Raw genomic sequence first — 25,330 nt, 5'->3', positions numbered from 1 at the left:
ATGACGGCGACACCTCACTTCACCGGCGACGCGAGCCCGTACGGGGGAGGCGACCCGTACGCCGACTACCGGACCGCCGACTTCCCGTTCACCCATCTCGTGGACCTCGCCGACCGGCGCCTGGGCGGCGGCGTCATCGCCGCCAACGACGAGTTCTTCGCAGAGCGCGAGAACCTGCTGAAGCCGGAACCCGCGGCGTTCGACCCTGAGCGCTTCGGGCACAAGGGCAAGATCATGGACGGCTGGGAGACCCGCCGACGGCGTGGTACGGGTGCCACCGAGCCGCACCCCACCGACGAGGACCACGACTGGGCGCTCGTACGCCTCGGTGCACCCGGCGTGGTGCGCGGGCTGGTCGTCGACACCGCGCACTTCCGCGGCAACTACCCGCAGTCGGTCTCCGTCGAGGCGACCTCGCTGCCAGGCTCCCCGTCCCCCGAGGACCTCCTCGCGCCCGACGTGAAGTGGACAACGCTCGTCCCCCGTACGGCAGTCGGCGGCCACGCGGCCAACGGCTTCGAGGTCGCCGAGGAACAGCGCTTCACCCATCTGCGGGTCAACCAGCACCCCGACGGAGGCATAGCCCGTCTGCGCGTCCACGGCGAAGTGGCTCCCGACCCGGCGTGGCTGGCCGCCCTCGGGACGTTCGACCTGGTCGCCCTGGAGAACGGTGGCGAGGTCCAGGACGCCTCCGACCGCTTCTACTCCCCGGCCACCAACACCATCGCGCCGGGCCGCTCCCGCAAGATGGACGACGGCTGGGAGACCCGCCGCCGGCGCGACCGGGGCAACGACTGGATCCGCTACCGGCTGGCCGAGCAGTCGGAGATCCGCGCCGTCGAGATCGACACCGCCTACCTCAAGGGCAACGCGGCAGGCTGGGCCGCGATTTCGGTCAGCGACGGCGAGGAGGGGGAGCGTAGGGAGGTCCTGCCCCGCACCAGGCTCCAGCCCGACACGAACCACCGTTTCGTCCTGCCCGAGCCCGTACGCGGCACGCATGTCCGGATCGACATCTTCCCGGACGGAGGGATCTCCCGGCTACGGCTCTTCGGCACGCTGACCGAGACAGGAGCGGCACGGCTGGCCGCCCGGCACGAGGAGCTCGGCGGGTAGTCCCCCTGTGCTGCGCACGGTCCACGGGCGGGTGTGCCGGTTCACACCCGCCCCGAGGGGATATGGGACGCTGGGCGGACGCCGCCGTCCCTACCAGGAGTCGCCATGATCTTCATCGCCGTCAAGTTCACCGTGCGTACCGCCGAGCGGGACAACTGGCTCCCGGCAGTCGAGGAGTTCACCCTCGCGACCCGTCAGGAGCCGGGCAACCTCTTCTTCGACTGGTCCTACAGCGTCGAGAACCCGGACCAGTTCGTCCTGCTGGAGGCGTTCGCCTCGCAGGAGGCGGGCGAGGCGCACGTCAACTCCGAGCACTTCAAGACGGCGATCGACACCATGTCTGAGCTCGTCAGCGAGGTCCCCGAGATCGTCAACGTCGAGGTGCCCGGTGACGACTGGTCCCGGATGTCGGAGGTCACCCCGCGCAACCGGTGACCCTGATCCTCGTCGACCGGTGACCGCTCCCGCGACCGGCGCCGTCAGAACTCCTCGTGCGCCTCGGGGTCGCCACCGAAGCGCCGCGACGGCCGGGCGCCGATCCGGTCCAGCTCCTGCTGGGTCAGCTCGAAGCCGAACAGGTCGAGATTCTCCCGCCGGCGCCCGGGATCGGCGGACTTCGGGATCGGTACCGCCCCCAACTGGGTGTGCCACCGCAGCACGACCTGGCCCGGTGTCACCCCATGGGCCTCGGCGGCGGCGATCACCTCCGGGGTCTCCAGCACCTGGCGTCCCCGGGCCAGAGGGCTCCAGCTCTCCGTGACGATGCCCTTCGCGGCGTGCACCGCCCGCAGCTCCTCCTGCGGGAGCAGCGGGTGCATCTCGACCTGGTTCACCACGGGCAGCACACCCGTCTCCCGCTCCAGCCGGTCCAGGTGTTCCGCCGTGAAGTTGGATACGCCGATGGAGCGTACGAGGCCATCCTCGCGGAGCTTGATCATCGCCTTCCAGGTGTCGACGTACTTGTCCACCCGCGGCAGCGGCCAGTGGATGAGGTACAGGTCGACGTACTCCAGCCCCAGATTGCCCCGCGACTCCTCGAAGGATGCCAGCGTCTGCGCGTAGCCGTGGTGGCGGCCGGGGACCTTGGTGGTGACGAAGAGCTCCTGCCTGGGCACCCCGGACCGGGCGATTCCGCGGCCGGTGCCGGTCTCGTTCCCGTAGTTCAGCGCGGTGTCCACGAGCCGGTAGCCGAGCCGCAGCGCACCGGCGACGGCCTTCTCGGCCGCCTCGTCGTCGAGCGGCCAGGTACCGAGGCCCACCGCGGGGACGGCGCTGCCGTCGTGGAGGTTGCGGACGGGGGTCGGTGTCCGGCTCATCGTCTTGCCTTCCGGTCGCGTACGGTCCCCGCCAGCGTAGGGCGGGGCGCGCGACGCGGCCGGGCGGCACCAGGGTCTCCACCGGGCGTACCGGTGAGTTCCGTCCGACAGTGGGGTCTGTACGCGTGGAGGCGACCGCGGCTGCCGGCATCCACGGCGACGACGACGAAGGAGCGGGACCATGGCCGAACTGACTCTCACGACGTTCGTGTCCCTCGACGGCGTGATGCAGGCCCCCGGCGGGCCCGACGAGGACACCACCGGTGGGTTCGGTTACGGCGGCTGGATGGTGCCCTTCGCGGACGACGAACTGGGTGCCTTCGTCAACGAGGTCTTCGACCGCTCGGGTGCATACCTGCTCGGGCGGCGTACGTATGACATCTTCGCCTCCTACTGGCCCAGGGTCACCGACCCGGAGGACCCGATCGCGTCCCGGCTCAACACCCTGCCCAAGCACGTCGTCTCCACGACCCTGAAGGACCCGGACTGGGAGAACACCACCGTCGTCCCGGGCGACGTGCCGGCCGTGGTCGCCCGCCTGAAGGAACGCACGGAGGAGGGAGAGCTGCAGATCCACGGCAGCGGCACCCTGGCACAGTTCCTCATGGCGCATGACCTGATCGACGAGGTCAACCTGCTCGTCCACCCCGTCTACCTGGGCAGCGGCAGGCGGCTCTTCCCCGACGGCGGGAAGCCGACGGCCTTCGAGCTGACCGAAGCGCGGACCACGGGCAGCGGCGTCGCGATCCACACCTACCGGCCGATGGGGCGGGCGCGGTTCGGGAGCTTCGACCCCGGCGCGTGAGAGGAACCGGCGTCAGGGGGCCGGAGGCAGCGCCGAACGGTCCGTGGCCGCCGCGCGGAGCCGCCCCAGGATGGCCCGCGCGGCCTTGGTGTAGCCGGGGTTGTTGTTGTGCAGTACGGATTCCGCGTTGGCGAGCTCCATGAATGCGATGAGCTCGAAGGCCAGCTGGGAGACATCCGTGTCCGCCGCCAGTTCGCCCCGCACCCTGGCCCCCTCGACGGTCTCCTCCACGAAGGTGACCCAGCCGGTCTGCGTGGAGGCCAGCGCGTCGTGCACCTTGCCCTGCCTGGAGTCGAACTCCGCGATGGTCGCGTAGAAGAAGCAGCCGCCGCTGAACACCCGGCGCTGAGAGTAGGAGAGCCAGCTCTCGCACATCCGCCAGACGCGGCCCAGGCCGGGCTGGGCGGCCCTGGTCGGTGTCAGCACGTGCTCGACGAAGACCGCCACGGCGGCACGCACGGTTGCGAGCTGCAGCTCCTCCTTGGAACCGAAGAGGGCGAACACGCCGCTCTTGCTCAGCCTCAGCTCCGTGGCCAGCCGGCCGAGCGACAGGCCCTCCAGTCCCTCGGTCGAGGCGACGTGGACCGCGCGCCCCAGTACCAGTTGCCTGGTCTGGTTCCCCCGCTCGACCCGTCCGTCCAGCCGCGCTCCACCCATGTGCCAACTCCGTGTGTCCGAGCGTCCCAAGACCGACATTCTAGGAGGAGCCGGCACAACCGCGTGGCCGCTTCCAGGAGTGACGACCCCTGCGAACACGTGGCCGAGTCACCCTCCGGACGGAGGTTCCCGAGGGGGCCGGCCGTTCGATACGGTGACTGCTCCCCGTGTGAGCCGGAGAGGTCTCCACATCGTTCCCGCTGTGGAGAACCAGGAGAACCAGGTGTCCTCTGCCGTCCTGCCCGTGCTCGCCCCGACCCGCCGCGCGTGGGTCACCGACCTGCCGCTCCTCGTCGTCGCCGCCGTCTGGGGGGCCAGCTACCTCGCGGCCAAGGGCATCACCACGACGCACACCGTCATCGCCGTGCTCGTGCTCCGCTTCGCGATCGTGCTGCCCGCCCTGGCGCTCGCCGGGTGGCGCGGACTGCGGGCGCTGAGCGGCGCGCAGTGGCGTGGCGCGGGCCTGCTGGGACTCGTACTCAGCGTGATCTTCCTGCTCGAGACCTACGGCGTCGTGCACACGTCGGCGACCAACGCGGGTCTCATCATCAGCCTCACGATGATCTTCACCCCGCTGGCCGAGGCGGCGGTGACCCGGGTCCGGCCGCCGTCGGCCTTCCTCGCGGCGGCCGGCCTCTCGGTCGCCGGTGTGGTGCTGCTGACGCAGGGCGGCGGCTTCACCAGCCCCTCGGCGGGTGATCTCCTGATGCTGCTCGCCGCCCTCGCCCGCACGGTCCACGTCCTGGCGATGGCGCGGATCAAGGCGGTCCAGGACGCCGACTCGCTGTCCCTGACCACCGTGCAGCTCGGCAGCGCCGTCGCGGTCTTCGCCGTCCTGGCCGCCGTCCCCGGGACCGGGGCGGCGCCCTGGACCGTCGCGGCGGACTTCGGCGCCGCCGAATGGGCGGGGCTGCTCTTCCTGTCCGTGTTCTGCACGCTGTTCGCGTTCTTCGTGCAGATGTGGTCGGTACGCCGTACCTCTCCGTCACGCGTCAGCCTGCTGCTCGGTACGGAACCCCTGTGGGCCGCGGCCGTCGGCATCGCGATCGGGGGCGAACGCCTCGGCGCCGCGGGAGTGATCGGAGGGGTGCTCGTGCTGGCCGGCACCGCCTGGGGGCGCCGCCGCGCCGACGTCACGTCCTGATCGAGTCCGCCGCGACCATCACGGCCGTGCCCGTCACGACCAGCACGATGCTGACGAAGAGCCCGTAGCCGTCCAGGAAGTCCAGCCTCGCCACCACCGCCCAGAGACGGAACCAGCCCGTCCACTCGTAGAGGAGCCCGGCGGCACCCTGCGCGAACACGATGAACCCCGCGGTCTCCACGAATTTCTTCATGGGCCGAGCCTGGAGCCGGCCGCCCGGCGCCCGCGTCGGGCTTCGGTCTGCGGGCGGCCGACGGAAGTATCGGATCGCGCGACTTAGGTATCGCCCCCGGGACGAAAGCGCCGGGGCCGTCCACGGGCTGCGTACGTTGTCGGTATGACCCGTACGGAATACCCCTGGCTGCTGCCCTCGGCACTGGCCGATCACGAGCCGCCCGGCCACCCGGGCAGACCACGCCGGACCGTACGGGACTGGGCCGTCGACATCACGCTCTTCCTCTGCGCCGCCGGATTCGGGGTGGCCGCCCTCACCGCGATCGAAGCCGACCCCACGACCTCCGGCGGGGTCGTCCTCCTGGACTCACTGGCCGGCGCGGCGGCGTGCTGCGGAATCTGGGTCCGGCGGAGGTGGCCGGTCGGGGTAGCCGTGATCCTCACGGTCGTCAGCCTCGTCGAGCCCGTCGCGGCGGGAGCCATGCTGATCGGCATGTTCAGCCTGGCCGTGCACCGGCCCTTCAAACCGGTGGCGTTCGTCGGTGCCGGTGCCCTCGTCGTCGCCCCCGTACAGCCCATGCTGCGCCCGGATCCAGCGGCCTCCTTCGTCGTCTCCACCGTCATCGGCGTCCTGCTCATCCTCCTCGTGCTCAGCTGGGGCATGGTCGTACGGTCACGGCGACAGGTGGTCGTCACCCTGCGCGAGCGGGCACGGCGGGCGGAGACCGAGGCCGCGCTCCGGGCCGAGCAGGCCCAGCGGCTGGCGCGGGAGGCCATCGCCCGCGAGATGCACGACGTCCTCGCACACCGGCTGACCCTGCTCAGCGTCCATGCCGGCGCCCTCGAGTTCCGGCCCGACGCGCCCCCGGCCGAGGTCGGCAGGGCAGCCGGAGTCATCCGGGACAGCGCCCACGAGGCACTCCAGGACCTCCGCGAGATCATCGGCGTGCTGCGTGCCCCCGGCGACGGCGACGAGGGCAACCGGCCGCAGCCCACCCTCGTCACGCTGGACGCCCTGATCGACGAGTCCCGCTCGGCCGGCATGGAGGTCATCCTCGACAACTCCGTCGCCGACCCGGCCCAGGCGCCGCCGGCCACCGGGCGAACGGTCTACCGCATCGCCCAGGAAGCGCTGACCAACGCCCGCAAGCACGCACCCGGAGCCCCCGTGGGGGTCACGGTGGCCGGCGGACCGGGCGACGGGCTGAGCATCGAGATCGTCAACCCGGCACCCGACGGACCCTTCGAACCGGTCCCGGGATCCGGTCAGGGGCTCATCGGCCTCAGCGAACGCGCGAGCCTGGCCGGCGGCAGCCTGGAGCACGGGCCCCGGTCCGACGGCGGATTCACGGTCAGTGCCCGGCTACCGTGGCCGGCATGAGCACTGCTACGCCGCCGTCGCCGGAGGCACGACCGGTCCGGCTGGTCATCGTCGACGACGACCCGCTCGTCCGGGCCGGCCTCACCCTGATGCTGGGCGGTGCCGGGAACATCGACATCGTCGGGGAGGGTTCGGACGGCACCGAGGTCGCCGCCCTCGTCGAACGGTCGCACCCCGACGTCGTGCTCATGGACATCCGGATGCCCGGCATGGACGGGCTGGCCGCGACCGAGGCGCTGCGCCGCCTGCCCGGCGCCCCGGAGGTCATCGTCCTGACGACCTTCCACGCCGACGAGCAGGTGCTGCGGGCCATCCGCGCGGGGGCGGCGGGCTTCGTCCTGAAGGACACCCCGCCGGCACAGATCGTCGATGCGGTCCTGAGGGTCGCCGCCGGCGAGCCCGTCCTCTCACCCGCCGTCACCCGCCGGCTCATGGCCCGCGCGGCAGGGGACCCGGCGGACGACGGCCGGGACCGCCGGGCCCGCGCCCGGCGACGGTTCGCCGGACTGGGGGAGCGCGAGCAGGACGTGGCGTCGGCCGTCGGACGCGGCAGCTCCAACGCCCAGATCGCCGCCGAGCTCCATCTGAGCATCGCCACCGTCAAGACGCACGTCTCCCGGATCCTCGCCAGGCTGGACCTCAACAACCGCGTACAGATTGCCCTGTTGGTGCACGACGCGGGACTCCTCCACGAGGCCGGGGACGACGGCGAGGCGCGGGGCACCGGCCCGGCCTGAAACGGCCGCGCCGGGAAAGCTGGGGTGAGCGATGCCGGCGGCGCCGGTCCGGGGGTGCGTCGTCTCCCGGTGGGCCCGTGATGTGGGATGGGGGCCATGACCGAACTTTCGGCGGACACGGCACAGCAGATTCTCGACAGCCAGCCGTTCAGCGGGCTCGTCGGCGCGAGGATCACCGAGTTCGGGGACGGCGCGGCCGTCCTCGAGATCGACGTGCGCGAGGAGCTCACCCAGCAGAACGGGTTCCTGCACGGTGGGGTGCTGTCCTACGCGGCCGACAACGCACTCACCTTCGCAGCCGGGACCACGCTCGGCCCCGCCGTACTGACCGGTGGCTTCTCCATCCAGTACGTCCGTCCGGCGGGCGGCCGCACCCTGGCCGCCCGCGCACAGGTGGTCCACACCGGCCGCAGGCAGGCCGTCGTGCGCTGCGACCTCTTCACCCTGGACGACGAGGGGGCGGAGACCCTGTGTGCGGTGGCCCAGGGGACGGTGCTCCCGGCCCGGCCGGCCTGACGCCGAGCCGGTGCGGACTCCGCCGTCAGGACTCGGCGATCTCCGTCATGCGTACGGGCCGGTGCTGCCGGCGCGACAGCTCGCACGCCTCGGCGATGCGCAGCGCGTGCAGCGCCTCCCGGCCGTCGCAGGGGTTCGCCAGCTCACCGCGTACGACACCGAGGAAGGCGTCCAGCTCGGCCTCGTACGCCGGGGCGAACCGCTCGAGGAACCCCGGCCACGGCTTGGCCGGGGCGGGCGGGCCCTGCGGCTCGACGGACGTGACCGGCGCACGGTCGTCGAGCCCGACCGCGATCTGGTCCCGCTCGCCCGCCAGTTCCATGCGTACGTCGTAACCGGCCCCGTTGCACCGGGTCGCCGTCGCCGTCGCGAGCGTGCCGTCGTCCAGGGTCAGCAGCGCCGCCGCCGTGTCCACGTCGCCCGACTCCCGGAACATCGCCGGGCCCGCGTCCGAGCCCGTCGCGTACACCTCCGTCACCTCGCGGCCCGTCACCCAGCGCAGGATGTCGAAGTCGTGCACCAGGCAGTCCCTGAACAGGCCCCCGGAGAGCGGCAGATAGGCGGCGGGCGGGGGAGCGGGGTCGGAGGTCGTCGCCCGGACGGTGTGCAGCCGGCCCAGGGCCCCGCCGCGCACCGCGGTGCGCGCGGCGGCGTAGCCCACGTCGAACCGGCGCATGAAACCCAGCTGGAGCACACTCCCCGCGCGCTCCACCTCGCGCAGGGCGCCCAAAGTCCCCGCCAGGTCGAGCGCGATCGGCTTCTCGCAGAAGACGGGCAGCCCCGCCCGGGCCGCCCGGCCGATGAGATCCGCGTGCGCCGAGGTGGCCGAGGCGATCACCACCGCGTCCACCCGCGCGCCGAACAACTCCTCGGCGCCGGCGACCGGGGTGGCCCCCGTCCGCACCGCGACCTCCGAGGCCCGGGTGGAGTCGGGATCCGTCACCACCAGCGAGGCGACAGCGGGATGCCGTGCCAGGACGGCCGCGTGGAAGGAACCGATCCGGCCCGTGCCGATGAGTCCGATGCGCATGGACCCAACGTGCCGCCCGCCAGGCGCACTGTCAACTATATGTCCTGACAAATAGAAGGGTGTGGCGCGACGGTACGGGGTACGCTCCGTGCCGTGCCCAAATCCACCGCCGACTCCGCTGCCCTGGGGCTGGGCGTGGACCGCGGCAGCCCCGTCCCCCTCTACCACCAGCTGGCCCTGCAGCTGGAGGCGGCCATCGAGCAGGGACGGCTCGCACCTGGCAGTCTCCTGGGCAACGAACTCGAGCTCGCCGCACGGCTCGGACTGTCCCGGCCCACCGTCCGCCAGGCCATCCAGTCACTCGTCGACAAGGGCCTGATGGTGCGCCGGCGCGGTGTCGGCACCCAGGTCGTGCACAGCCGCATCAAGCGTCCGCTCGAACTGAGCAGTCTCTACGACGACCTGGAAACCGCCGGCCGGAAGCCGGCGACCCGGGTCCTGCGCAACACGGTCGAGCCGGCGACCCCCAAGGTCGCCGCCGCACTCGGCGTGGAGGAGGGCGGCGACGTCCATCTCGTCGAGCGGGTGCGGTACGCGCACGACGAGCCCATGGCACTCCTGCGCAACCACCTGCCCGTGCGGCTGCTCGACCTCGGCACCGAGCGGCTGGAGTCGACAGGCCTGTACCGGATGATGCGTGCCTCAGGGATCACCCTGCACAGCGCCCGGCAGACCGTGGGTGCCCGCGCCGCCACCGCGGAGGAGGGGGAACTGCTCGCCGAGCCCTCCGGGGCCCCGCTGCTGACGATGGAGCGCACCACCTTCGACGACGGCGGACGGCCGGTCGAATTCGGCTCGCACGTCTACCGGGCCTCGCGGTACGCCTTCGAGTTCCAGCTGCTGGTCCGTCCCTGAACCGCTCCCTCGAGGCCCGGGTCGGATTGTTCGGACACAAATGTTGACGCGGTCATGCAGTGTCGTTAGAACGGCGTGTGGGCGCGGCCCGCGCCCCTGCCGGGCCATGCCGGTCAGGCCTCGGGGATACTTGGCCCGCCGGGCGGCGAGTCCGCCGTCCCCGGCTCAGGCAGCACAGCGAGCAGCACTAGAAGGGCACGGCGTCGTGGCAAGGGTTCGGACAGGGGTACGCGCGATGGGCGCCGTGCTGGCAACGGTACTGGCGGCCTCCCTCGCGGGATGCAGCAGCACCGGCGGCAAGCGGGCGGAGGAACGCGCCGCCCAGCAGGCCGCCGAGGGCCGGTCCGCGGTGAACACGCCCCGCTGGACGTTCGCCATGGTCACCCACTCGGGTGATGGCGACACCTTCTGGGACATCGTCCAGAAGGGGGCCAAGCAGGCGGCCAAGAAGGACAACATCAACTTCCTGTACTCGCACAACGACGAGGGGCAGCAGCAGGCCGAGCTCGTCCAGACCGCGATCGACAAGAAGGTCGACGGCCTGATCGTCTCGCTGGCCAAGCCCGACTCGATGAAGACCGTCGTGGCCAAGGCCGTCAAGGCCGGCATCCCCGTCATCACGGTGAACTCGGGATCCGCCGAGTCCAAGGCCTTCGGCGCGCTCACCCACATCGGCCAGGACGAGTCCATCGCGGGCGAGGCCGTCGGCGACGAGCTCAACGAGCGCAAGCGCAAGAAGGTGCTGTGCGTCCTGCACGAGCAGGGCAACGTCGGCCACGAGCAGCGCTGCGCGGGAGCGAAGAAGACCTTCGACGGGACGATGCAGAACCTCTACGTCGACGGCACCAACATGCCCGACGTCCAGGCGTCCATCGAGGCCAAGCTCGACTCGGACAAGAGCATCGACGCGGTCGTCACCCTCGGCGCGCCCTTCGCCGCCGCCGCCGTCAAGGCGAAGCGGACCGCGGGCAGCCAGGCCGAGATCGACACCTTCGACCTCAACGCGAGCGTCGCCACCGCACTCCAGGACAAGACCCTCGGCTTCGCCGTCGACCAGCAGCCCTACCTCCAGGGCTACGAGGCCGTCGACCTGCTCTGGCTCTACCGCTACAACCAGAACGTGCTCGGCGGGGGCCAGCCCGTCCTGACCGGCCCCCAGGTCATCACCCGCGACGACGCCGACGCGCTGGCGGAGTACACGGATCGGGGAACCCGATGACGGCGACCGGCCAACCGGCGGCGCCCCGCACCGACGAACGCCTGCTGCGGACCTCCCCGCTGCGTAAGCTGCTCGGCCGGCCCGAGCTCGGCTCGGTCGTCGGGGCCGTGGCCGTCTTCCTCTTCTTCGCGATCGTCGCCGACAGCTTCCTCCAGGCCTCCAGCCTGGGCACGGTGTTGTACGCCGCCTCCACCATCGGGATCATGGCGGCCCCCGTGGCGCTCCTGATGATCGGCGGAGAGTTCGACCTCTCCGCCGGTGTGATGGTGACCAGCTCCGCGCTGATCTCCTCGATGTTCAGCTACCAGATGACCGCCAACGTCTGGGTGGGCGTGTTCGTGTCGCTGCTGGTCACCCTGGGCTTCGGCGCGTTCAACGGCTTCATGCTGACCCGCACCAAGCTCCCGAGCTTCATCATCACGCTCGGCACGTTCCTGATGCTGACCGGCCTGAATCTCGGCTTCACCAAGCTGATCAGCGGCACCGTGTCGACCAAGACCATCGGGAACATGGAGGGCTTCGAGTCCGCCCGTAAAGTCTTCGCGTCCTACCTGACCATCGGAGACGTCGAGCTGAAGGTCACCATCCTGTGGTGGGCCGCACTCGTCGCGATCGCCACCTGGATCCTGATCCGCACCCGCTTCGGCAACTGGATCTTCGCCGTCGGCGGCGAGGCGGACGCCGCCCGCGCGGTCGGCGTCCCGGTGATCCGGACCCGCATCGGGCTCTACCTGGGTGTCGCCTTCGCCGCCTGGGTCTCCGGTCAGCACCTCCTGTTCTCCTACGACGTGGTGCAGTCCGGGGAGGGCGTCGGCAACGAGCTGATCTACATCATCGCCGCCGTCATCGGCGGCTGCCTGATCACCGGCGGTTACGGCTCCGCGATCGGGTCCGCGATCGGCGCGATCATCTTCGGCATGACCAGCAAGGGCATCGTGTACGCGGAGTGGAACCCCGACTGGTTCAAGTTCTTCCTGGGGGCGATGCTGCTCCTGGCCACCCTGCTCAACGCATGGGTTCGCAAGCGCGCGGAGGCGACGAAATGACGGCCACCCAGGCTCCGGATCCCCGGGACACGGCCGGCCCGGCGCTCGTCGAGCTCGACGGTGTGAGCAAGTACTACGGCAACATCAAGGCCCTGGAGAACGTCTCGCTGGAGGTGCGCGCCGGAGAGATCTCCTGTGTCCTCGGTGACAACGGCGCGGGCAAGTCCACCCTCATCAAGATCATCGCGGGACTGCACCGGCACGACGCCGGGACGTTCCTGATCGAGGGCGAGGAGACCACGCTCGCCAACCCGCGCGACGCCCTGGACCGGGGCATCGCCACCGTCTACCAGGACCTGGCCGTCGTTCCGCTCATGCCGGTCTGGCGCAACTTCTTCCTCGGCTCCGAGCCGACGAAGGGCTCCGGCCCCTTCAAACGCCTCGACGTACGGCGGATGCGCGAGACGACCCGCACGGAACTGCTGCGCATGGGCATCGACCTGAGGGACGTCGACCAGCCCATCGGCACCCTGTCGGGCGGCGAGCGCCAGTGCGTGGCCATCGCCCGTGCCGTGTACTTCGGTGCGAAGGTCCTCGTCCTCGACGAGCCGACCGCCGCGCTCGGCGTCAAGCAGTCGGGGGTCGTGCTCAAGTACGTCGCGGCGGCCAGGGACGCCGGGCTCGGAGTGGTCCTCATCACGCACAACCCCCACCACGCCTATCTCGTGGGTGACCGGTTCGTGCTGCTCAAGCGTGGTGCGATGTCCGGAAGCCACACCAAGCAGAACGTCACTCTGGACGAACTGACCCGCCAGATGGCGGGTGGCAGCGAGCTCGACGAGCTCAGCCACGAGCTCGAAAGAGCCCCCGCACCGGACCACCTCGGCGGCCGTGCGACCGGGGACGACGCCCCATAAGTTCGATTTCGCACCCCCCGTCCCCGACCCGAAGACCGGTTCCGGGGGCGGGGGAATGGCAGAATCGTGCACGGCGGGCGCCGTCCGCCGCCGGACGGACCACCGACCGGCCCCCCGACCTGCGCAGGGACGATGAGCACGTACCGCGACTTCACACACCGCGGCTCCGCCCGCGCCACCGTCCTGCGGACCGTCGGCACCAGGGAGCGGCGCTCGCACCTCACGGCGCCGAGAGTTCCCACCGTCGGCATCGACATCGGCGGGACGAAGGTCATGGCCGGCGTCGTCGACGCCGACGGCAACATCCTGGAGACCCTGCGCACCGAGACGCCCGACAAGTCCAAGAGCCCGAAGGTCGTCGAGGACACCATCGTCGAACTGGTCCTCGACCTCTCCGACCGGCACGACGTGCACGCCGTCGGGATCGGCGCGGCGGGCTGGGTCGACGCGGACCGTTCCAAGGTGCTGTTCGCCCCGCACCTCGCGTGGCGTGACGAACCCCTCCGCGACGCCATCGCCTCCCGGCTGGTGGTTCCCGTGATGGTCGACAACGACGCCAACACCGCGGCCTGGGCGGAATGGCGCTTCGGCGCGGGCCGTGGCGAGGACCACCTGGTCATGATCACGCTGGGCACCGGCATCGGCGGCGCGATCCTGGAGGACGGGCACGTCAAGCGCGGCAAGTACGGGGTCGCGGGTGAGTTCGGCCATATGCAGGTGGTGCCCGGCGGGCACCGCTGCCCGTGCGGCAACCGCGGCTGCTGGGAGCAGTACAGCTCGGGCAACGCCCTCGTGCGTGAGGCCAGGGAGCTGGCCGCCGCGGACTCCCCGGTCGCTCACGGCCTCATCGAGCGGGTCAAGGGCAACATCCCCGACATCACCGGGCCACTCATCACCGAGCTGGCCCGCGAGGGCGACGCGATGTGCGTCGAGCTCCTCCAGGACATCGGCCAGTGGCTCGGAGTCGGCATCGCCAACCTCGCGGCCGCCCTGGACCCGTCCTGCTTCGTCATCGGCGGCGGTGTCAGCGCGGCCGACGACCTGCTGATCGGTCCGGCCAGGGACGCCTTCAAGCGCCACCTCACCGGCCGCGGCTACCGGCCGGAGGCCCGGATCGCGAAGGCGCAGCTCGGTCCCGAGGCGGGTATGGTCGGCGCCGCCGACCTGGCGCGCCTGGTCGCCCGGAGGTTCCGGCGGACCAACCGCCGCCGGGTCGAGCGCTACGAGCGGTACGCGCAGTTCTACGACCAGGCCGCCACCACCATCCGGAACACGCGGGGCACCCGTAGCGCCGACTGAACCCGGGGGCGGCGCGCCGCGGCGCCAGGCCACCCGCGTCCGCTCCGAACCGCAGCTTCACTCCGCTTTGAACCGCAGCTTCGAGGGATGACCGACCATGACCGCAGCCGAGCACCACATCGTGCCGCGCCAGCCCCCTTCGTCCGGCCCTTCCGGGGCCTCCGGATCATCCGGTTCCTCGGACTCCGCCGGTCCCACCGGTTCCTCAGGTCCCACCGGTACCTCAGGTGGGGACGGCGGCGGGACGCCTCCTCCGGACCGGCGCAGGGTGATCCGACGGCGCCTGATCACGTTGACGATCATCGTCCTGCTCATCGGCATCCCCGCCGGATACCTGGTGATCTCCGCAGGTCAGAGCCGTCGTTCCGGTAAGGACAAGGAGGCCGAGGCGGCCGCTCAGGGACTCCGCGAGGACTGGCCGTCCGGCATGCAGCGCCGGATCTTCGAACTGCCCATTCCGGGCAATGCGCAGGGAGTCCAGTACTACGAGACGAACAACTGGAAAGCCAGCCGTATGTACGTGAAGTTCCGTACGACCTCGGCCGGACTCGACCGCTTCCTGAGCGGTGTCGGTACTGGGCGCGCCGCGCTGGAGACCGGCAAGGTGACCATCAGCGGACGGGACATCAAGATCACCGGCTGGTACTTCGGGCCCGGCGTCGACTGGGCGGGCACGGTCCACAAGAACAAGGACCCGCGCCCCACCCAGAACATCACCGTCAACATGACCGACCCTGGGGCCCCGGTCGTGTACGTGGTCTCCGCGTCGACCCCCTGACGGGATTGGGCGGTCCGCCCGTCCCCCGGGGACATCCCGCCGAGTCGGCCCGCTTCTACAGCGCGGTACTCGGCCTGCCCGTCGCCCTTCCCACCGATGGTTTCGTGCTGGTGGGCCATGAGAGTTCTCCCGGTCTGGGTTTCTACCGCCTGGACGACCACCGGCGCCCCACCTGGCCGGACTCCTCGCTACCGAAGCGGTGCCATCTCGAACTGGGCGTGGATGATCTGGACGCGGCCCAGGCCCGCCTCGTCGCTCTCGGAGCCGTCGAAGCCGACGCGCAACCCATGCCCGGCCGACGCCGCGTCCTTCTGGACCCCGCGGGCCATCCCTTCTGCATCACCCTCTGAAGCGGACTGCGACGGGCACCTCGCCGCGCTCACCGCACTTCGCGGTCACGTACGCCACGGCGTGACGGCTCAGGCCCGGCCGTCATGCCGCGCCGTCTGCTCAGGACATCGACGACCGCGGTGGCTGACGGATACAGGCGGGCAGCAGGGCGAACAGGCGGCCCGCGATCTCAGCGGGGTCGCAGTCGGTGTCACCCCCGACGGCGGCTGAGAAGACTCCGTGCACCCCGGAGGCTGGGTAGACGTCCTCGACCGAGTTGTGCGGGCCGGATTCCCACTCGTCGGTACCGAGGTCGCGCCGCAGGGCGTGGAGCTGCTCCAGGAGGAGGTCGCCGATGCCCATCAGGCCGCTCGGTGAGCGCCAGGTCGAGGCCAGCAGGAACAGGCTCCTGCGCTGCCGGAGGGAGTCGAGCATGGCGTCCAGTGTCGCCACGGCCACCTCGGTCGGGTCCGCGCCCCGCTGCCTGTCGCCGATGTTCAGGTCGTGAAGGGCGCGGAAGTCGTCCGCGATCACGTGCACCGCGGCCTCTTCGACCGAGTCGAAGTGGCCAGGAGTACCCGCCGATCAAGGGGAGGGAGACCATCGCCACGGCCCTGCTGGGCTCACTGGGTCACCTGGACACCACGCACTCGCTGAGCAACCCGCGGGTGAGCCTCGACGGTGACACGGCGCACCTCGAAGGCATCATGGCGTGCCAGCATCTGCCGCGGGAGGACCACTCACGTCATGTCCTGATGACGAACCGCTACGACGTCGACCTGGCGCGACAGGGCGAGGTGTGGGTCATCCGGCACGTCACCGTCGACAATGCCTGGACCAAAGGTGACCCCACCGTCCTCTCCGGCATCTGAGAACGGGACCGTTCGCCGTCACCGGTCCTCGCACCACACGCCGTGGCCGCCCCATCCGGACCTGCGCTCCAGCAGTCACGGCACAGCCGCAGGTCGGGCCGGGTGCTCCGCGCCGGACGCATCCCGAAAAGTCCTCGGGCGGGGGGCGACCATGTCTCCCGGCGCGAGGCCCTCACTGCGAGGGGGCCGGGCGTGAGGGCGGACACCGACCTACGGAACGTGGTGGCGAGTGGGGTGCCGACGGCTTGGCGATCACGGGTCCTGCCGCACTACGTCCTTGACAGGCCTGGTGCTGGAAGACCCGGCTCCGTTCCGGGGCTGGGGATCAGCGGCGGGACATGTAGAGCCCGAGGGCCTTGTGCAGCAACTTGTTGAGCGGAAAGTCCCACTCGCCGAGGTATTCCACGGCCTGACCGCCGGTGCCGACCTTGAACCGAAGCAGGCCCAGGAGGTGGTTGCTCTCCTCCAAGGTGTCAGTGATGCCACGGAAGTCGTAGACACTCGCGCCGAGTGCATGAGCGTCGGACATCATCCGCCATTGGATTGCGTTGTTCGGCTGGACCTCGCGCTTGCGGTTGGTGGAGGCTCCGTACGAGTACCAGACGTGCTCGCCGACGGTCAGCATCGTCGCTGCCGCGAGCACATCGCCCTCGTGGTGGGCGAGGTAGAGCCGCATGCGGTCGGGGTCCTCGGCCGTCAGCGCCGTCCACATGCGCTGGAAGTAGGCCAGTGGGCGCGGGATGAACCGGTCGCGTTCGGCCGTTTCCACGTAAATTTCGTAGAAGGCGGGCAGGTCGTCGTAGTTGCCGACGACGACCTTGACACCGGCCTTCTCGGCCTTCTTGATGTTGCGGCGCCACTGCTGGTTGAGGCCGCGCTGGATGTCTTCCAGCGAGCGTCCGGCGAAGGGGACTTGGAACACATAGCGCGGCTGACCGGCGGCGAAGCCATCCCCGTTGCCTGGCTCGGTCTGCTGCCAGCCCATCCGCCGAAGCCGCTCAGCGATATGGAGGGCCTGTGGCTCGTCTGCCGTGGCCTTGACATCACGCAATTGTCCGGCTTGCGGGTCGGCGATCGCGGTCTTGACCGCATCCGCACTCCAGCGTCGGGCGACGATGGGCGGGCCCATCTTCACCGACAAGGCGCCCTGGGTCTTCAGATGTGCGAGCATCGGCTCCAGCCACTGCTGAAGATCTGCCGCGTCCCAGTCGATGACCGGCCCCTCCGGCAGGTAGGCGAGGTACCGCTTGAGCTTCGGCAATGGCCGGAACAGCGCCAACCCCACGCCGACGAGCCGGGCATCGTCGTTGAACCAACCCAGACTCTCCGCCCGCCAGTCCGGCTTCACATCCCCCCAAGAGGGAACCTGCATGTGACTTGCCGAGGGCATGGCCATGATGAAGGCCAGATGCTCCTCACGGCTGATCGCCTTCATGCGGAAACTCATGTCCAGTGCTCCCTTGCTCGACGCGTCAGCCAACTGAGGGTCTTGCAGTGCCTGAGTCCCGTCTGCTCATGCACTGCAACTGCGGGCGTCCGGGGCCTCCTGCGTCGTGCCGATCGCCGTCAGGTACTCGTCGAGAGCGCACTATTCCGTGTACCAGGCCCCCTCACGCGCCCTGTACGCCCACGGGCTCCTGACGCGACCGGGATCGACGCAGCACAGCGTGACCGGCCACACAAGCCCGCAACCTCGATTAGGCCATCAGCGGCATGTTGCAGGCCATCAGGCAGACGAGCCCGGTATGCCGTTGGCCGTAGGTGCTTCCTCTACGTCGAAGGCGCCACCCGCGGTGCCCCGCAAGCTTCGCGGAGCGGACCCGCGTGGGTCCTACTCGCCGGCTGAGCGGTCGCCTCCCGAGCGCAGGTCGTGGATCACGAACGTCGCAGGTGAGGGATGTGCCTCGCATCCTGTTCCGTGTAGTTCCTCTGCTCTCAATGCCCAGCCGATGGCCTCCCCGGGACCGAAGTACGAGGGATCGAGGTGGAACGTGGTCCTGGTCCCGTGCGGCCTGTGCGCGCGGAACTCCTGCCAGGCGCCCGTAGGAGCCGCCCCGGCCAGCTCCTGGCGGTAGCCACGGTTGTCCAGCCAGACCTCAACGACCGTCCGGGCGCTGAGTGCCGCGGCTGCTGCAGGAGCCCATCGATCCTTGTCGAGCAGCGATTCATAGAACCCGGGCAGGGGGCGTCGGTGCTCGTCGGCACTGTGAGGTCGATCGTCCTCCACCGTGAAACCGAGGTCAGACGTGATCTCCACACTGATCAGCCCATGCGTGCCGTCACGGCGGTGCAGCGCATCCCGGACCACACGCTGAAGCACCTCGGTGGGAAGCTCGGGGCTGTCCCGCTCGACACGGAAGTACACAGCCGGACGGGCCCGCACGTGCTCCTCGAACGAAATTCCTCGAAGCTGATCGGCTGTGCAGCGATCCACTCGTCCTCCCCGTCCCGCCTCGTGCGCCAAGGGCAGGATCATTGCACCCCGCCACGTCATGCTCCGCGCTGCCCACTCGCGCGAACCCGTGACGGACTGTCACGCCATCAGCAGAAGTGGACCAGAGCCGGCGATCACCCCATGACCTGCCGCACCCGCTGACCTCAGCCACCGCACCGGTCGCCCCGGCGGCTTGTGGTGAAGCCGCAGCCGGGGGGCAACAGCTCAGGCGCGGCGGACCCGCCAGAGCCATGTCGCCGTGCCGGCCAGCAGGACGAACGTCACCAGGTTGGCCAGGAGGGCGGGAATGTCGCCTGCCGGGCCGCCGTCGGACAGGTTCCAGGTGGCGATGACGGCACTCGGCAGGATGGCGGTGAGAAGTACACCGGTGGTCTTCTGGACGGCGGTCCAGTGCACGGAGGTGCAGAGAAGTACCGCGCCGGTGATGCGGAAAATGACGCCGAACAGTGGGCCGGGTTGTTCGGAGAAGACCATCAGGAAGGGCAGCGAGAGGGTCAGCATGAGGAGCGGGACCAATGGGTGCACCTTGCCGCGCCGGGTGGTCGCACCGGCACGGTCCGGGAGCCCGGCCCCGGTCGCCCCGTTCCCTGACTCGGCCAGCGCCGTCGCCGCGATCGTGCGGGGGTCTCCCAGTGCTGCCAAAACCTCTCCGGGCGGGGCGTCCGGGCGTTCGGCGCGCGTCACCTCTATGTGTTCGGCGAGGTCGGCAAGGAGTTCCTGGCGACGGTCGGCGGGGAGCGCGGAGGCCTCGCGCTCGACGGCGGAGAGGTAGTCGCGTACGGGGTCGGCAGGCGTCTTCATGCGAGGTCTCCGGTGGAGGGGGGTGGGGTTGCGAGGAAGGTGTCGACGGCGTCGCGGAAGCCTGGCCAGACGCGGGTGAACTCGTCGAGCGCGGCCCTGCCGCTGTCGGTGAGCGCGTAGTAACGACGGGGTGGTCCGGAGGCGGACTCCTGCCAGGTGGTGGTGACCAGGTCGTCGCGACGGAGCCGGGAGAGCAGGGGGTAGACCGTGCCCTGGCTGGTGGCCAGGGCACCGGACTCCTCCAGGGAGCGGAGGAGTTCCACGCCGTAACGGGGACGGTCCCGCATCAGGGCGAGTACGCAGTACTCCAGGACGCCCTTGCGCAGCTGGGCGGCTGCCCGGACCTGCTTGGTCGAATCGCCTGGTTCCATGCAATGCAAGATACCTGGCGGAGCAAGTAAATGGCTAGCGGCCTCCCGCGACCAGGCCGAAGCGGGCCAGTGGCGTGCCGGGCGTCGCAATTCCCTGAACCGCGGGCTGATCTGCCGATCTTGCGTCGCTCCGCCTGCTGCCCGGCCCCGGCCCCTCGAGGTCGCATCGGGGCTTCGTGGAGCTGCCCCACGTGGGGCGGTGCGCAATCCGGGTCGGGGGTCCTGCCCTTTCATCTGGGTACGAGACAGAGGGGTGGGCCCCCTTGGTGACCTGAGTCGAAAATTTTTCTGCCTGTTCTGGTGAAAATGGACCTCATGCATCGTCTGCTGCACCTGGACCGGACACTCGATGAACTGGATCCACCCTGCTGGGCGCCCCCTGCCGCTGACGCGACCAATCTGATGCGCAAGGTGCATGAGTTGCGGCGTGTGCGCCAGAGGGAACTCGGCCCGGCGGACCTGCGCATCCTCATCTCACAGCAGGTGGCGCTGCCCTGCGTCCTTCCACTCACAGTGCGCCTGCTGATCGAGGAGCCGCTGCTTGACGCTTCGTTCTACGAAGGGGATCTGCTGCTCGCTGCCGTCAGCGCCCCTGCGTCAGCCTGGGCGCTGCTACCCGACCTGAATGCGAGGCTGCGCGCCGTGATTACTACGTTGCCGGAGACAGCGGTCATTGACCTGCCCCGCGGCGGAGCCGAGACGCTTGCCCGCTTCGTCGCGCGGCCCGAGTCCCTTCGCTGACCTGATGAAGACTGAGAGAGGGGATCCGCAGGCGTTCAACGTTCTGAACCATAGATTCGCCGGCAGTAGGCGGCTACTTTGCCGAGGAGCTCGTCGGCGGTCTTGGTCCAGATAAAGGGCCGTGGGTGGTCGTTCCAGTCGGCGACCTAGGCCCGGATGTCACGTTCCAGTGCCTGGACGGATCGGTGGACGCCGCGTTTGAGTTTGTTCTGCGTGAGTTCGGCGAACCACCGTTCCACCAGGTTCAGCCCGGATGAACTGGTGGGTGTGAAGTGCAGGTGGAATCGCGGGTGGGCCAGCAGCCACTTCTTGACCGAGCCTGCCCGCGTGGCTGAGACAGGGGTCGAAGAGCAACTGGTCGCGGACGGTTTCGAGCGTGTGTACGCCGAGTTGGAGTGGTACGACGGGCCTCGTCGAGTCGGCCTCGCGGACATCGATGGCAAGCCCCACTACTTCCTGAACGACGACTACAACCACGCCGACGTGACCGACGAGCACCGTGTCTGACCCGCGAGCAAGGCCGTGGTGGAGCTGGAGCGCGAGCAGTGGGCGATCTTCGCCAGGTGGAAGAGGGCTATGAAGCCGGGACGGCCGGGCCGGAGAGCCATCCGGGTCACGGCGGGATCCACACCCGCGCCGACGAACTGGACCTGGCCTGGCGTAGCACCGCCATGCGCCGGACGCGACGCGGCGGCTTGTGGCCGAGCTGTGGTTCGATGCCGGCGCTCGCTACCGGATCGAGGGGCTCAACTACTGGTTCCGGTGGCAACCGAGCAGATGAGGCGCCGTTGATCACTAGGTGTTGTGTGGACAACCAATGATCACGCGGCGGCCTCGGGCGCCAGCGTAGTGCCTGCCCACTGGCAGGAGGCATGAGCTTTGAGTATGAGGGGGACGCGGAATCGCTGTTTCACGTCGGAGCCATTGAACGTTCCTGGGGACTGCTCCGTCGGATGACCAGGAACAGGGGAGCGAGAGGACGATCGGTTGATAGCACGCAGGCACAGATCCGAACAACTGCTGGAGCCTTCCGACGTTGAGCTCGTCCGCGCAATGCTGGCCCTCGGAGGTGTGCCTTGGGCAGAGCTTGAGGACGGCGTACAACAGATTCGGGTCAAGCTGCTCGAAGTGAAGGGAGAGATCCGGAATCTGCAGGCGTGGCTGTCGGTTGTCGCGTCGAGGGTCGCTGTCGACTGGCACCGGTCCCGTTCCAGGGACGAGTCGCTGCGCGAGAAGCTCGCGGCGCGCTGGAGCGACCGGCGGTCGCTGGATCAGCCGGAGGACGCGCGGCTTCTCGCGCTCGCCGTGGCCAGGGGCCTGGACGACCTCCCGGCAGCTCAGCGGCAGGTTCTCGCGCTGCGTCACTACGCCGACCTGACCGTGCGGGACATTGCGCAACGTCTGTCCATTCCAGAAGGAACGGTCAAGAGCCGACTGCATACCGCTGTGGCCGCTCTCGGCCAGCGGTTGCGCGATATGGAGGTGCTCTAGCTATGGCCAGTCGGAACGAGATGGACGAGCAAGTCGTGGCACGCGCCCTGAGGATGATCGGGCAGGAAGCGGGACGACCGGATCCCGGGTCCACTCCCGCAGAGGCACCGATTCCTTTCGGGCGGCCCCGTCGTCGGCGCCGCATGGCAGTCGTGTCGCTCGCGGCGGTCGCGGTGGCCGCGACCATTACCGTGATCCTGCTCGTCCCCTCAGGAGACGAGTCTCCAGCACAGCAGAGCGGGCAGGGGCAGACCCTTACGGAGTGGATTTCCTGCGCGAGCACGATCGCTGTGGGGGACGTCACCGCAGTCCAGGACGATCGGTCCAGGGACGGCCGCATCACCGTCGAGTTCAACGTCACGGAGCGGATCAAGCCACACGAGGGAAAGGAGAAGATAACCCTCGACGTCGTCGATCCCGCTCAGGCCGACGAACAGAAAAGGGTCGAGCCGGGTCAACACGTACTGATTGTCGTCCCTCGTCGCTACGATGAAGAGCTGGGCATCTTCCAAGGCGCCGAGCTGGTCAAGTACCGGGCCCTCGTCAAGGGTCACCTGGACGAAGCGGCGCACACCCCGTGCCCGGCGTTCTGGAGCCAGACCCACCCGTAAAGGATGCCTGCCTGTTCGCCGCTCTGGCCGGGAAAGTCCTAGCGTGGGGTTGCCTGCTGATGTGGTAATTGGTGCTTGTAGTGACGGTGTTTCCGAGCCGGGCACGGCAGGCAGATCGCCTCCACTCGGTGGGGCGTGTCATGCCGTGTCTACGACTCTGGGTGAAGCAGGCTTTGGGACGTTCGGGGCCGGGGCATACTGGTCGGCCTGTGTGTCGAACATGGCAGCATATCGGCCACGTGCGGCGATGAGGTCGTCGTGCGTGCCGTGCTCGGCGAGGCGCCCTTGGTTGAGGACGTAGATGTGGTCGGCATGGCGGACGCCGGACATGCGGTGGGTGACCAGGACAACGGCCCGGTGCGGGGCGGCGAGGCGGCGGATGCGGTCGAAGGCAGCGATCTCGGCTTCGGGGTCGAGCGCGGAGGTCGGCTCGTCGACGATGAGGATGCTGTCCTCCTGCGATGTCGAGCTGCGCCAGTGGGTGCGGGCCAGGCCCACCTTCTGCCATTCGCCGCCGGAGAGTTCGATGGCTCCGCGGAACATGCGGCCGAGCATGCTTTCCAGGCCGTTGGGGAGTTTGGCGGTGACGGATCCGGCTCCGGCGTAGTCGACGGACGTCTGCAGGTCATGCGTCGAGGCGTCGTGGCCGGGGCGGCCGATGCGGATGTTCATCGCGGCGGTTACGGGCCAGCGCTGGAAGTCCTGCGTGAGAAGCGAGACGCGGTCGAAGACCTGGGAGCGCTTCAGCCCGGATACGTCGGACTCGCCCCACCTCACCGACCCGGCGTGAGGAAGGAGCAGACCGGACAGGATCTTCATCAAGGTGCTTTTGCCGGAGCCGTTCTCGCCCACCACGGCGACGACCGACCCCATGGGGAAGGTGAGCGTCACGTCGTCCAGGGCCGGCACGTCGCGGTCGGGGTAACGGTAGGTGACGTGTTCAAGGGAGACCTGCTTGACCTGGGTGGGGACGGGACTGCCGGTCTGGGGGATGGCGCGTTGCGCAGCTTCGACCAGGAACTGTCCGTGGTCCCGGACGTAGAGGGATTCCTCGTGCAGCTGGTTGATGTTCATCACCAGGGCACCCAGGCTCGCTGACCCGGTCCGTACCGCGATTACAGCGGTGCCGGCGACGGCGAGGCTCATGTGTCCGGCCATGATCAGCCAGATCATCGTTCCGTAGGTGGCGGCCATGGCCAGTCCGGACAGTGCGGAGGCGACCCATTCGGTGACGGCCTTGCTGGAGGCCAGACGTTCCTGCTCCGTCTCTGCGCTGTCGGCCATGCGCCGGTACCGGTCGAGGAGGAAGGGACCGACGGCGTGGATGCGCACTTCTTGTGCGGCGGTGCGTTCGGTGAGGAGGTTGCCGATGAGGCGGCTGGCCCGCACGTGCTCGATCCAGCTCATCATCGACACGTAGCGTTCCTGTGCCACCCGCATGGCGCCCCACCCGCGGGGCGCGGCGATGACCAGCAGCATGGGCAGCAGTGCCGGATGCAGGACGGTGAGCACACCGGCCGTGGCGATCAGCGAGATACTGCTGTTCAGCGCGGAGACACAGGCGCCGATCATCCGCCGAGCGGAGGCAGGACCGTACTGGGCGATGTCGATCAGACGACGGAAGTCCGGGTCGTCGATGGCTTCGAGTTCGACCGAGGTCGCCGCGGCCAGGTACTGGGTGGTGGCGATCCGCTCGACCTTTGGCTCCAGGCGGCCGGCCCGAGAGGTCGACCAGCCGGCCAGGGCAGAGTTGACGACGGCCACGCCTGCGGCGGCGAGCAGTCCCGGCAGCAAGGCGTGCAGCCGCTCGACAGCGTCTCCTCCCCCTAACAGCGCGTGCATGACCGCGTTGACGGCAAGGAGGCCGACCGCGGCGGCGATGCCCTGGCCGAGTTCGCTGATCGCCACTGCCACGAGCGCGCGGCGATCCGCGCTCCAGGCCATCCGCAGGGCAGCGCCGACGAGTCCGGGCATCTGGCGCAGAGCGGATCGCATGGTCAAGTCCAGGCCCGCATGCTCATGTTGGGACCAGCCCATGTCGTAGCGCAACGGCCCGCCGAAGAGCTCGCGTTCTGCCTCGGATACCTGGGGCTCCGCCATGCGGACCTTGCCGAAGAATCGCTTCACTCGTTGCCTCCCGGCGTCGGCCGGTTCAGAGCCCGGTGGGACGGGCCGTGGGTGATCATGTGGAAGATGGCGGTGGTGTACGGGTGGCAGTCCGGCGGGGGCTTCTCCATCGAGACTCGGAACAAGCCCTCGTGCTTGTCCGGCTCGGCGTTGTGCGGCTCGCCCGCCCGCGACTGGGCGACGAAGACGGCGGTGATCCGATCTGGGCCGTCGCCGCGGTCGTGGTGGTGAATGAGGCCGCAGAACTCCTGTTGCCCCACGCTGATGCAGACCCCCGTTTCCTTTTCCGCTTCGCGCCGCGCGGCGTGGTTGTGCGGTTCGCCGACGGCGCGGTCGGAGTCGAGGTGAAGGCCGACGCCCGAGGAGGCAGCGGTGTTTTCGAACTCACGATGAACGAGCGCAGGGCGGCGTACGGGATGCATGTGGGCTCCTCGGGGTGGATGCGGACAGGTGATCGGGTAACGGCGGGTCTGCTGTCGCCGTAACGGGTGGGCGCGGGCGAAATCTGGAACCTGATTTCGAATAGCGGGTCCTCTCCTTCTGTGGTCGAGTGGGGCCGGTTGTGATGCTGTGTTCGATCACTCGTGTGGGTTGCGGTACC

Annotated in this window: 30 protein-coding genes and 1 pseudogene; 19 read left to right on the top strand and 12 right to left on the bottom strand. The window is 69.5% G+C overall.

Going from position 1 to position 25,330, the window contains the following annotated elements:
* Positions 1-1,116, top strand: a complete 1,116-nt coding sequence (alc, locus tag ABZ441_RS24820) for an allantoicase (protein ID WP_358977982.1) — start codon at positions 1-3, stop codon at positions 1,114-1,116.
* A 105-nt stretch (positions 1,117-1,221) separates the two neighbouring features.
* Positions 1,222-1,551: a putative quinol monooxygenase gene (locus ABZ441_RS24815; protein WP_358977980.1), complete on the top strand. Its 330-nt coding sequence runs from the start codon at positions 1,222-1,224 to the stop codon at positions 1,549-1,551.
* A gap of 44 nt (positions 1,552-1,595) precedes the next feature.
* Here the strand turns inward: ABZ441_RS24815 and ABZ441_RS24810 are convergent, their stop codons facing one another.
* Entirely contained in the window at positions 1,596-2,432 is an 837-nt protein-coding gene (locus tag ABZ441_RS24810; protein WP_358977978.1) for an aldo/keto reductase, read from the bottom strand.
* Between the two features lie 181 nt (positions 2,433-2,613).
* Here ABZ441_RS24810 and ABZ441_RS24805 point away from each other — a divergent pair, with 181 nt between their 5' ends.
* On the top strand, positions 2,614-3,237 hold the full coding sequence (locus tag ABZ441_RS24805) for a dihydrofolate reductase family protein (protein WP_358977976.1): 624 nt from the start codon (positions 2,614-2,616) through the stop codon (positions 3,235-3,237).
* Positions 3,238-3,249: 12 nt separating this feature from the next.
* On the opposite strand, the gene ABZ441_RS24800 is transcribed toward ABZ441_RS24805, so the two are convergent.
* Entirely contained in the window at positions 3,250-3,894 is a 645-nt protein-coding gene (locus ABZ441_RS24800) for a TetR/AcrR family transcriptional regulator (RefSeq protein ID WP_358977974.1), read from the bottom strand.
* Between the two features lie 223 nt (positions 3,895-4,117).
* On the opposite strand from ABZ441_RS24800, the gene ABZ441_RS24795 reads away from it, so the two are divergent.
* Positions 4,118-5,038, top strand: a complete 921-nt coding sequence (locus tag ABZ441_RS24795) for a DMT family transporter (protein ID WP_358977972.1) — start codon at positions 4,118-4,120, stop codon at positions 5,036-5,038.
* Here the strand turns inward: ABZ441_RS24795 and ABZ441_RS24790 are convergent.
* The gene (locus ABZ441_RS24790) at positions 5,028-5,231 is read right to left on the bottom strand and encodes a hypothetical protein (protein WP_358977970.1); all 204 of its coding nucleotides are present in this window, start codon (positions 5,229-5,231) and stop codon (positions 5,028-5,030) included. The genes ABZ441_RS24795 and ABZ441_RS24790 overlap by 11 nt on opposite strands.
* A gap of 144 nt (positions 5,232-5,375) precedes the next feature.
* On the opposite strand from ABZ441_RS24790, the gene ABZ441_RS24785 reads away from it, so the two are divergent.
* The 3 genes from ABZ441_RS24785 (at position 5,376) to ABZ441_RS24775 (ending at position 7,846) form a co-directional block, all read left to right on the top strand.
* The gene (locus ABZ441_RS24785) at positions 5,376-6,593 is read left to right on the top strand and encodes a histidine kinase (protein WP_358977968.1); all 1,218 of its coding nucleotides are present in this window, start codon (positions 5,376-5,378) and stop codon (positions 6,591-6,593) included.
* A complete protein-coding gene (locus tag ABZ441_RS24780) occupies positions 6,590-7,330 on the top strand; it encodes a response regulator transcription factor (RefSeq protein ID WP_358977966.1) in 741 nt (246 codons plus the stop codon). The genes ABZ441_RS24785 and ABZ441_RS24780 overlap by 4 nt, the downstream gene beginning before the upstream one ends.
* Before the next feature lie 96 nt (positions 7,331-7,426).
* Positions 7,427-7,846, top strand: a complete 420-nt coding sequence (locus ABZ441_RS24775) for a PaaI family thioesterase (protein ID WP_358977964.1) — start codon at positions 7,427-7,429, stop codon at positions 7,844-7,846.
* Between the two features lie 25 nt (positions 7,847-7,871).
* Here ABZ441_RS24775 and ABZ441_RS24770 read toward each other — a convergent pair whose 3' ends face one another.
* The gene (locus tag ABZ441_RS24770; RefSeq protein ID WP_358977962.1) at positions 7,872-8,876 is read right to left on the bottom strand and encodes a Gfo/Idh/MocA family oxidoreductase; all 1,005 of its coding nucleotides are present in this window, start codon (positions 8,874-8,876) and stop codon (positions 7,872-7,874) included.
* A 93-nt stretch (positions 8,877-8,969) separates the two neighbouring features.
* Between ABZ441_RS24770 and ABZ441_RS24765 the strand changes: the two genes are divergently transcribed.
* From ABZ441_RS24765 to ABZ441_RS24735, 7 genes are all read left to right on the top strand, one after another.
* Positions 8,970-9,731 (top strand): GntR family transcriptional regulator, encoded by a 762-nt coding sequence (locus tag ABZ441_RS24765; protein ID WP_358977960.1) that lies wholly within the window; start codon positions 8,970-8,972, stop codon positions 9,729-9,731.
* 235 nt (positions 9,732-9,966) lie between these two features.
* Complete coding sequence (locus tag ABZ441_RS24760) at positions 9,967-10,950, top strand: sugar ABC transporter substrate-binding protein (protein WP_358977958.1); 984 nt, start codon at positions 9,967-9,969, stop codon at positions 10,948-10,950.
* Complete coding sequence (locus ABZ441_RS24755) at positions 10,947-11,996, top strand: ABC transporter permease (protein ID WP_358977956.1); 1,050 nt, start codon at positions 10,947-10,949, stop codon at positions 11,994-11,996. Before ABZ441_RS24760 ends, ABZ441_RS24755 begins: the two co-directional genes overlap by 4 nt.
* Positions 11,993-12,853, top strand: a complete 861-nt coding sequence (locus tag ABZ441_RS24750; RefSeq protein WP_358977953.1) for an ATP-binding cassette domain-containing protein — start codon at positions 11,993-11,995, stop codon at positions 12,851-12,853. The genes ABZ441_RS24755 and ABZ441_RS24750 overlap by 4 nt, the downstream gene beginning before the upstream one ends.
* Positions 12,854-12,985: 132 nt before the next feature.
* Entirely contained in the window at positions 12,986-14,152 is a 1,167-nt protein-coding gene (locus tag ABZ441_RS24745; protein WP_358977951.1) for an ROK family glucokinase, read from the top strand.
* A gap of 97 nt (positions 14,153-14,249) precedes the next feature.
* Entirely contained in the window at positions 14,250-14,930 is a 681-nt protein-coding gene (locus ABZ441_RS24740) for a hypothetical protein (protein WP_358977949.1), read from the top strand.
* Positions 14,931-14,935: 5 nt separating this feature from the next.
* On the top strand, positions 14,936-15,280 hold the full coding sequence (locus ABZ441_RS24735) for a VOC family protein (protein ID WP_358977947.1): 345 nt from the start codon (positions 14,936-14,938) through the stop codon (positions 15,278-15,280).
* A 100-nt stretch (positions 15,281-15,380) separates the two neighbouring features.
* Here ABZ441_RS24735 and ABZ441_RS24730 read toward each other — a convergent pair whose 3' ends face one another.
* Positions 15,381-15,800 carry a hypothetical protein gene (locus tag ABZ441_RS24730; protein ID WP_358978040.1) on the bottom strand — a complete coding sequence of 140 codons (420 nt, stop codon included), beginning with the start codon at positions 15,798-15,800 and terminating at the stop codon, positions 15,381-15,383.
* On the opposite strand from ABZ441_RS24730, the gene ABZ441_RS24725 reads away from it, so the two are divergent.
* The gene (locus ABZ441_RS24725) at positions 15,704-16,132 is read left to right on the top strand and encodes a nuclear transport factor 2 family protein (protein WP_358977944.1); all 429 of its coding nucleotides are present in this window, start codon (positions 15,704-15,706) and stop codon (positions 16,130-16,132) included. The two genes, ABZ441_RS24730 and ABZ441_RS24725, sit on opposite strands and share 97 nt — an antisense overlap.
* Before the next feature lie 325 nt (positions 16,133-16,457).
* Here the strand turns inward: ABZ441_RS24725 and ABZ441_RS24720 are convergent, their stop codons facing one another.
* The 4 genes from ABZ441_RS24720 to ABZ441_RS24705 all read right to left on the bottom strand — a co-directional run bounded on the left by ABZ441_RS24720 (position 16,458) and on the right by ABZ441_RS24705 (position 19,759).
* The gene (locus ABZ441_RS24720; RefSeq protein WP_358977942.1) at positions 16,458-17,579 is read right to left on the bottom strand and encodes a peptidoglycan bridge formation glycyltransferase FemA/FemB family protein; all 1,122 of its coding nucleotides are present in this window, start codon (positions 17,577-17,579) and stop codon (positions 16,458-16,460) included.
* A gap of 384 nt (positions 17,580-17,963) precedes the next feature.
* Positions 17,964-18,515 carry a hypothetical protein gene (locus ABZ441_RS24715; RefSeq protein WP_358977940.1) on the bottom strand — a complete coding sequence of 184 codons (552 nt, stop codon included), beginning with the start codon at positions 18,513-18,515 and terminating at the stop codon, positions 17,964-17,966.
* 276 nt (positions 18,516-18,791) lie between these two features.
* Positions 18,792-19,388 carry a hypothetical protein gene (locus ABZ441_RS24710; protein WP_358977938.1) on the bottom strand — a complete coding sequence of 199 codons (597 nt, stop codon included), beginning with the start codon at positions 19,386-19,388 and terminating at the stop codon, positions 18,792-18,794.
* Positions 19,385-19,759, bottom strand: a complete 375-nt coding sequence (locus ABZ441_RS24705) for a PadR family transcriptional regulator (protein WP_358977936.1) — start codon at positions 19,757-19,759, stop codon at positions 19,385-19,387. The genes ABZ441_RS24710 and ABZ441_RS24705 overlap by 4 nt, the downstream gene beginning before the upstream one ends.
* Before the next feature lie 315 nt (positions 19,760-20,074).
* Here ABZ441_RS24705 and ABZ441_RS24700 point away from each other — a divergent pair, with 315 nt between their 5' ends.
* Positions 20,075-20,500, top strand: a complete 426-nt coding sequence (locus tag ABZ441_RS24700) for a contact-dependent growth inhibition system immunity protein (protein WP_358977934.1) — start codon at positions 20,075-20,077, stop codon at positions 20,498-20,500.
* A gap of 35 nt (positions 20,501-20,535) precedes the next feature.
* Here ABZ441_RS24700 and ABZ441_RS24695 read toward each other — a convergent pair.
* Positions 20,536-20,833, bottom strand: a pseudogene (locus tag ABZ441_RS24695) (IS630 family transposase); the annotation flags it as partial.
* Here ABZ441_RS24695 and ABZ441_RS24690 point away from each other — a divergent pair.
* The 3 genes from ABZ441_RS24690 (at position 20,828) to ABZ441_RS24680 (ending at position 22,602) form a co-directional block, all read left to right on the top strand.
* Positions 20,828-21,007, top strand: coding sequence for a hypothetical protein (locus ABZ441_RS24690; RefSeq protein WP_358978038.1), 180 nt, complete (start codon positions 20,828-20,830; stop codon positions 21,005-21,007). The pseudogene ABZ441_RS24695 and the gene ABZ441_RS24690 sit on opposite strands and share 6 nt — an antisense overlap.
* A 480-nt stretch (positions 21,008-21,487) precedes the next feature.
* On the top strand, positions 21,488-21,991 hold the full coding sequence (locus ABZ441_RS24685; protein ID WP_358977932.1) for a sigma-70 family RNA polymerase sigma factor: 504 nt from the start codon (positions 21,488-21,490) through the stop codon (positions 21,989-21,991).
* A 2-nt stretch (positions 21,992-21,993) separates the two neighbouring features.
* Positions 21,994-22,602, top strand: coding sequence for a hypothetical protein (locus ABZ441_RS24680; protein ID WP_358977929.1), 609 nt, complete (start codon positions 21,994-21,996; stop codon positions 22,600-22,602).
* A gap of 138 nt (positions 22,603-22,740) precedes the next feature.
* Here the strand turns inward: ABZ441_RS24680 and ABZ441_RS24675 are convergent, their stop codons facing one another.
* Positions 22,741-24,729, bottom strand: a complete 1,989-nt coding sequence (locus tag ABZ441_RS24675; RefSeq protein ID WP_358977927.1) for an ABC transporter ATP-binding protein — start codon at positions 24,727-24,729, stop codon at positions 22,741-22,743.
* Positions 24,726-25,151, bottom strand: coding sequence for an NUDIX domain-containing protein (locus ABZ441_RS24670; protein WP_358977925.1), 426 nt, complete (start codon positions 25,149-25,151; stop codon positions 24,726-24,728). The genes ABZ441_RS24675 and ABZ441_RS24670 overlap by 4 nt, the downstream gene beginning before the upstream one ends.
* Positions 25,152-25,330: the final 179 nt, after the last annotated feature.

It is taken from the genome of Streptomyces sp. NPDC005752, from assembly GCF_040630715.1.
GTDB lineage: Bacteria > Actinomycetota > Actinomycetes > Streptomycetales > Streptomycetaceae > Streptomyces.
Note: the sequence above shows the minus strand (reverse complement) of the source record. Positions and strands in the feature narration are given on the sequence as shown.

Bases quoted from the DNA above. Each gene is read 5' to 3' on its own strand.
- ABZ441_RS24805 (WP_358977976.1), top strand. From the start codon at position 2,614: ATGGCCGAACTGACTCTCACGACGTTCGTGTCCCTCGACGGCGTGATG.
- ABZ441_RS24755 (WP_358977956.1), top strand. From the start codon at position 10,947: ATGACGGCGACCGGCCAACCGGCGGCGCCCCGCACCGACGAACGCCTG.
- ABZ441_RS24800 (WP_358977974.1), bottom strand. From the start codon at position 3,894: ATGGGTGGAGCGCGGCTGGACGGACGGGTCGAGCGGGGGAACCAGACC.
- ABZ441_RS24790 (WP_358977970.1), bottom strand. From the start codon at position 5,231: ATGAAGAAATTCGTGGAGACCGCGGGGTTCATCGTGTTCGCGCAGGGT.
- ABZ441_RS24760 (WP_358977958.1), top strand. From the start codon at position 9,967: ATGGGCGCCGTGCTGGCAACGGTACTGGCGGCCTCCCTCGCGGGATGC.
- ABZ441_RS24785 (WP_358977968.1), top strand. From the start codon at position 5,376: ATGACCCGTACGGAATACCCCTGGCTGCTGCCCTCGGCACTGGCCGAT.
- ABZ441_RS24680 (WP_358977929.1), top strand. From the start codon at position 21,994: ATGGCCAGTCGGAACGAGATGGACGAGCAAGTCGTGGCACGCGCCCTG.
- ABZ441_RS24740 (WP_358977949.1), top strand. From the start codon at position 14,250: ATGACCGCAGCCGAGCACCACATCGTGCCGCGCCAGCCCCCTTCGTCC.
- ABZ441_RS24780 (WP_358977966.1), top strand. From the start codon at position 6,590: ATGAGCACTGCTACGCCGCCGTCGCCGGAGGCACGACCGGTCCGGCTG.
- ABZ441_RS24745 (WP_358977951.1), top strand. From the start codon at position 12,986: ATGAGCACGTACCGCGACTTCACACACCGCGGCTCCGCCCGCGCCACC.
- ABZ441_RS24700 (WP_358977934.1), top strand. From the start codon at position 20,075: ATGCATCGTCTGCTGCACCTGGACCGGACACTCGATGAACTGGATCCA.
- ABZ441_RS24770 (WP_358977962.1), bottom strand. From the start codon at position 8,876: ATGCGCATCGGACTCATCGGCACGGGCCGGATCGGTTCCTTCCACGCG.
- ABZ441_RS24720 (WP_358977942.1), bottom strand. From the start codon at position 17,579: ATGAGTTTCCGCATGAAGGCGATCAGCCGTGAGGAGCATCTGGCCTTC.
- alc (WP_358977982.1), top strand. From the start codon at position 1: ATGACGGCGACACCTCACTTCACCGGCGACGCGAGCCCGTACGGGGGA.
- ABZ441_RS24815 (WP_358977980.1), top strand. From the start codon at position 1,222: ATGATCTTCATCGCCGTCAAGTTCACCGTGCGTACCGCCGAGCGGGAC.
- ABZ441_RS24750 (WP_358977953.1), top strand. From the start codon at position 11,993: ATGACGGCCACCCAGGCTCCGGATCCCCGGGACACGGCCGGCCCGGCG.
- ABZ441_RS24810 (WP_358977978.1), bottom strand. From the start codon at position 2,432: ATGAGCCGGACACCGACCCCCGTCCGCAACCTCCACGACGGCAGCGCC.
- ABZ441_RS24710 (WP_358977938.1), bottom strand. From the start codon at position 19,388: ATGAAGACGCCTGCCGACCCCGTACGCGACTACCTCTCCGCCGTCGAG.
- ABZ441_RS24670 (WP_358977925.1), bottom strand. From the start codon at position 25,151: ATGCATCCCGTACGCCGCCCTGCGCTCGTTCATCGTGAGTTCGAAAAC.
- ABZ441_RS24705 (WP_358977936.1), bottom strand. From the start codon at position 19,759: ATGGAACCAGGCGATTCGACCAAGCAGGTCCGGGCAGCCGCCCAGCTG.
- ABZ441_RS24775 (WP_358977964.1), top strand. From the start codon at position 7,427: ATGACCGAACTTTCGGCGGACACGGCACAGCAGATTCTCGACAGCCAG.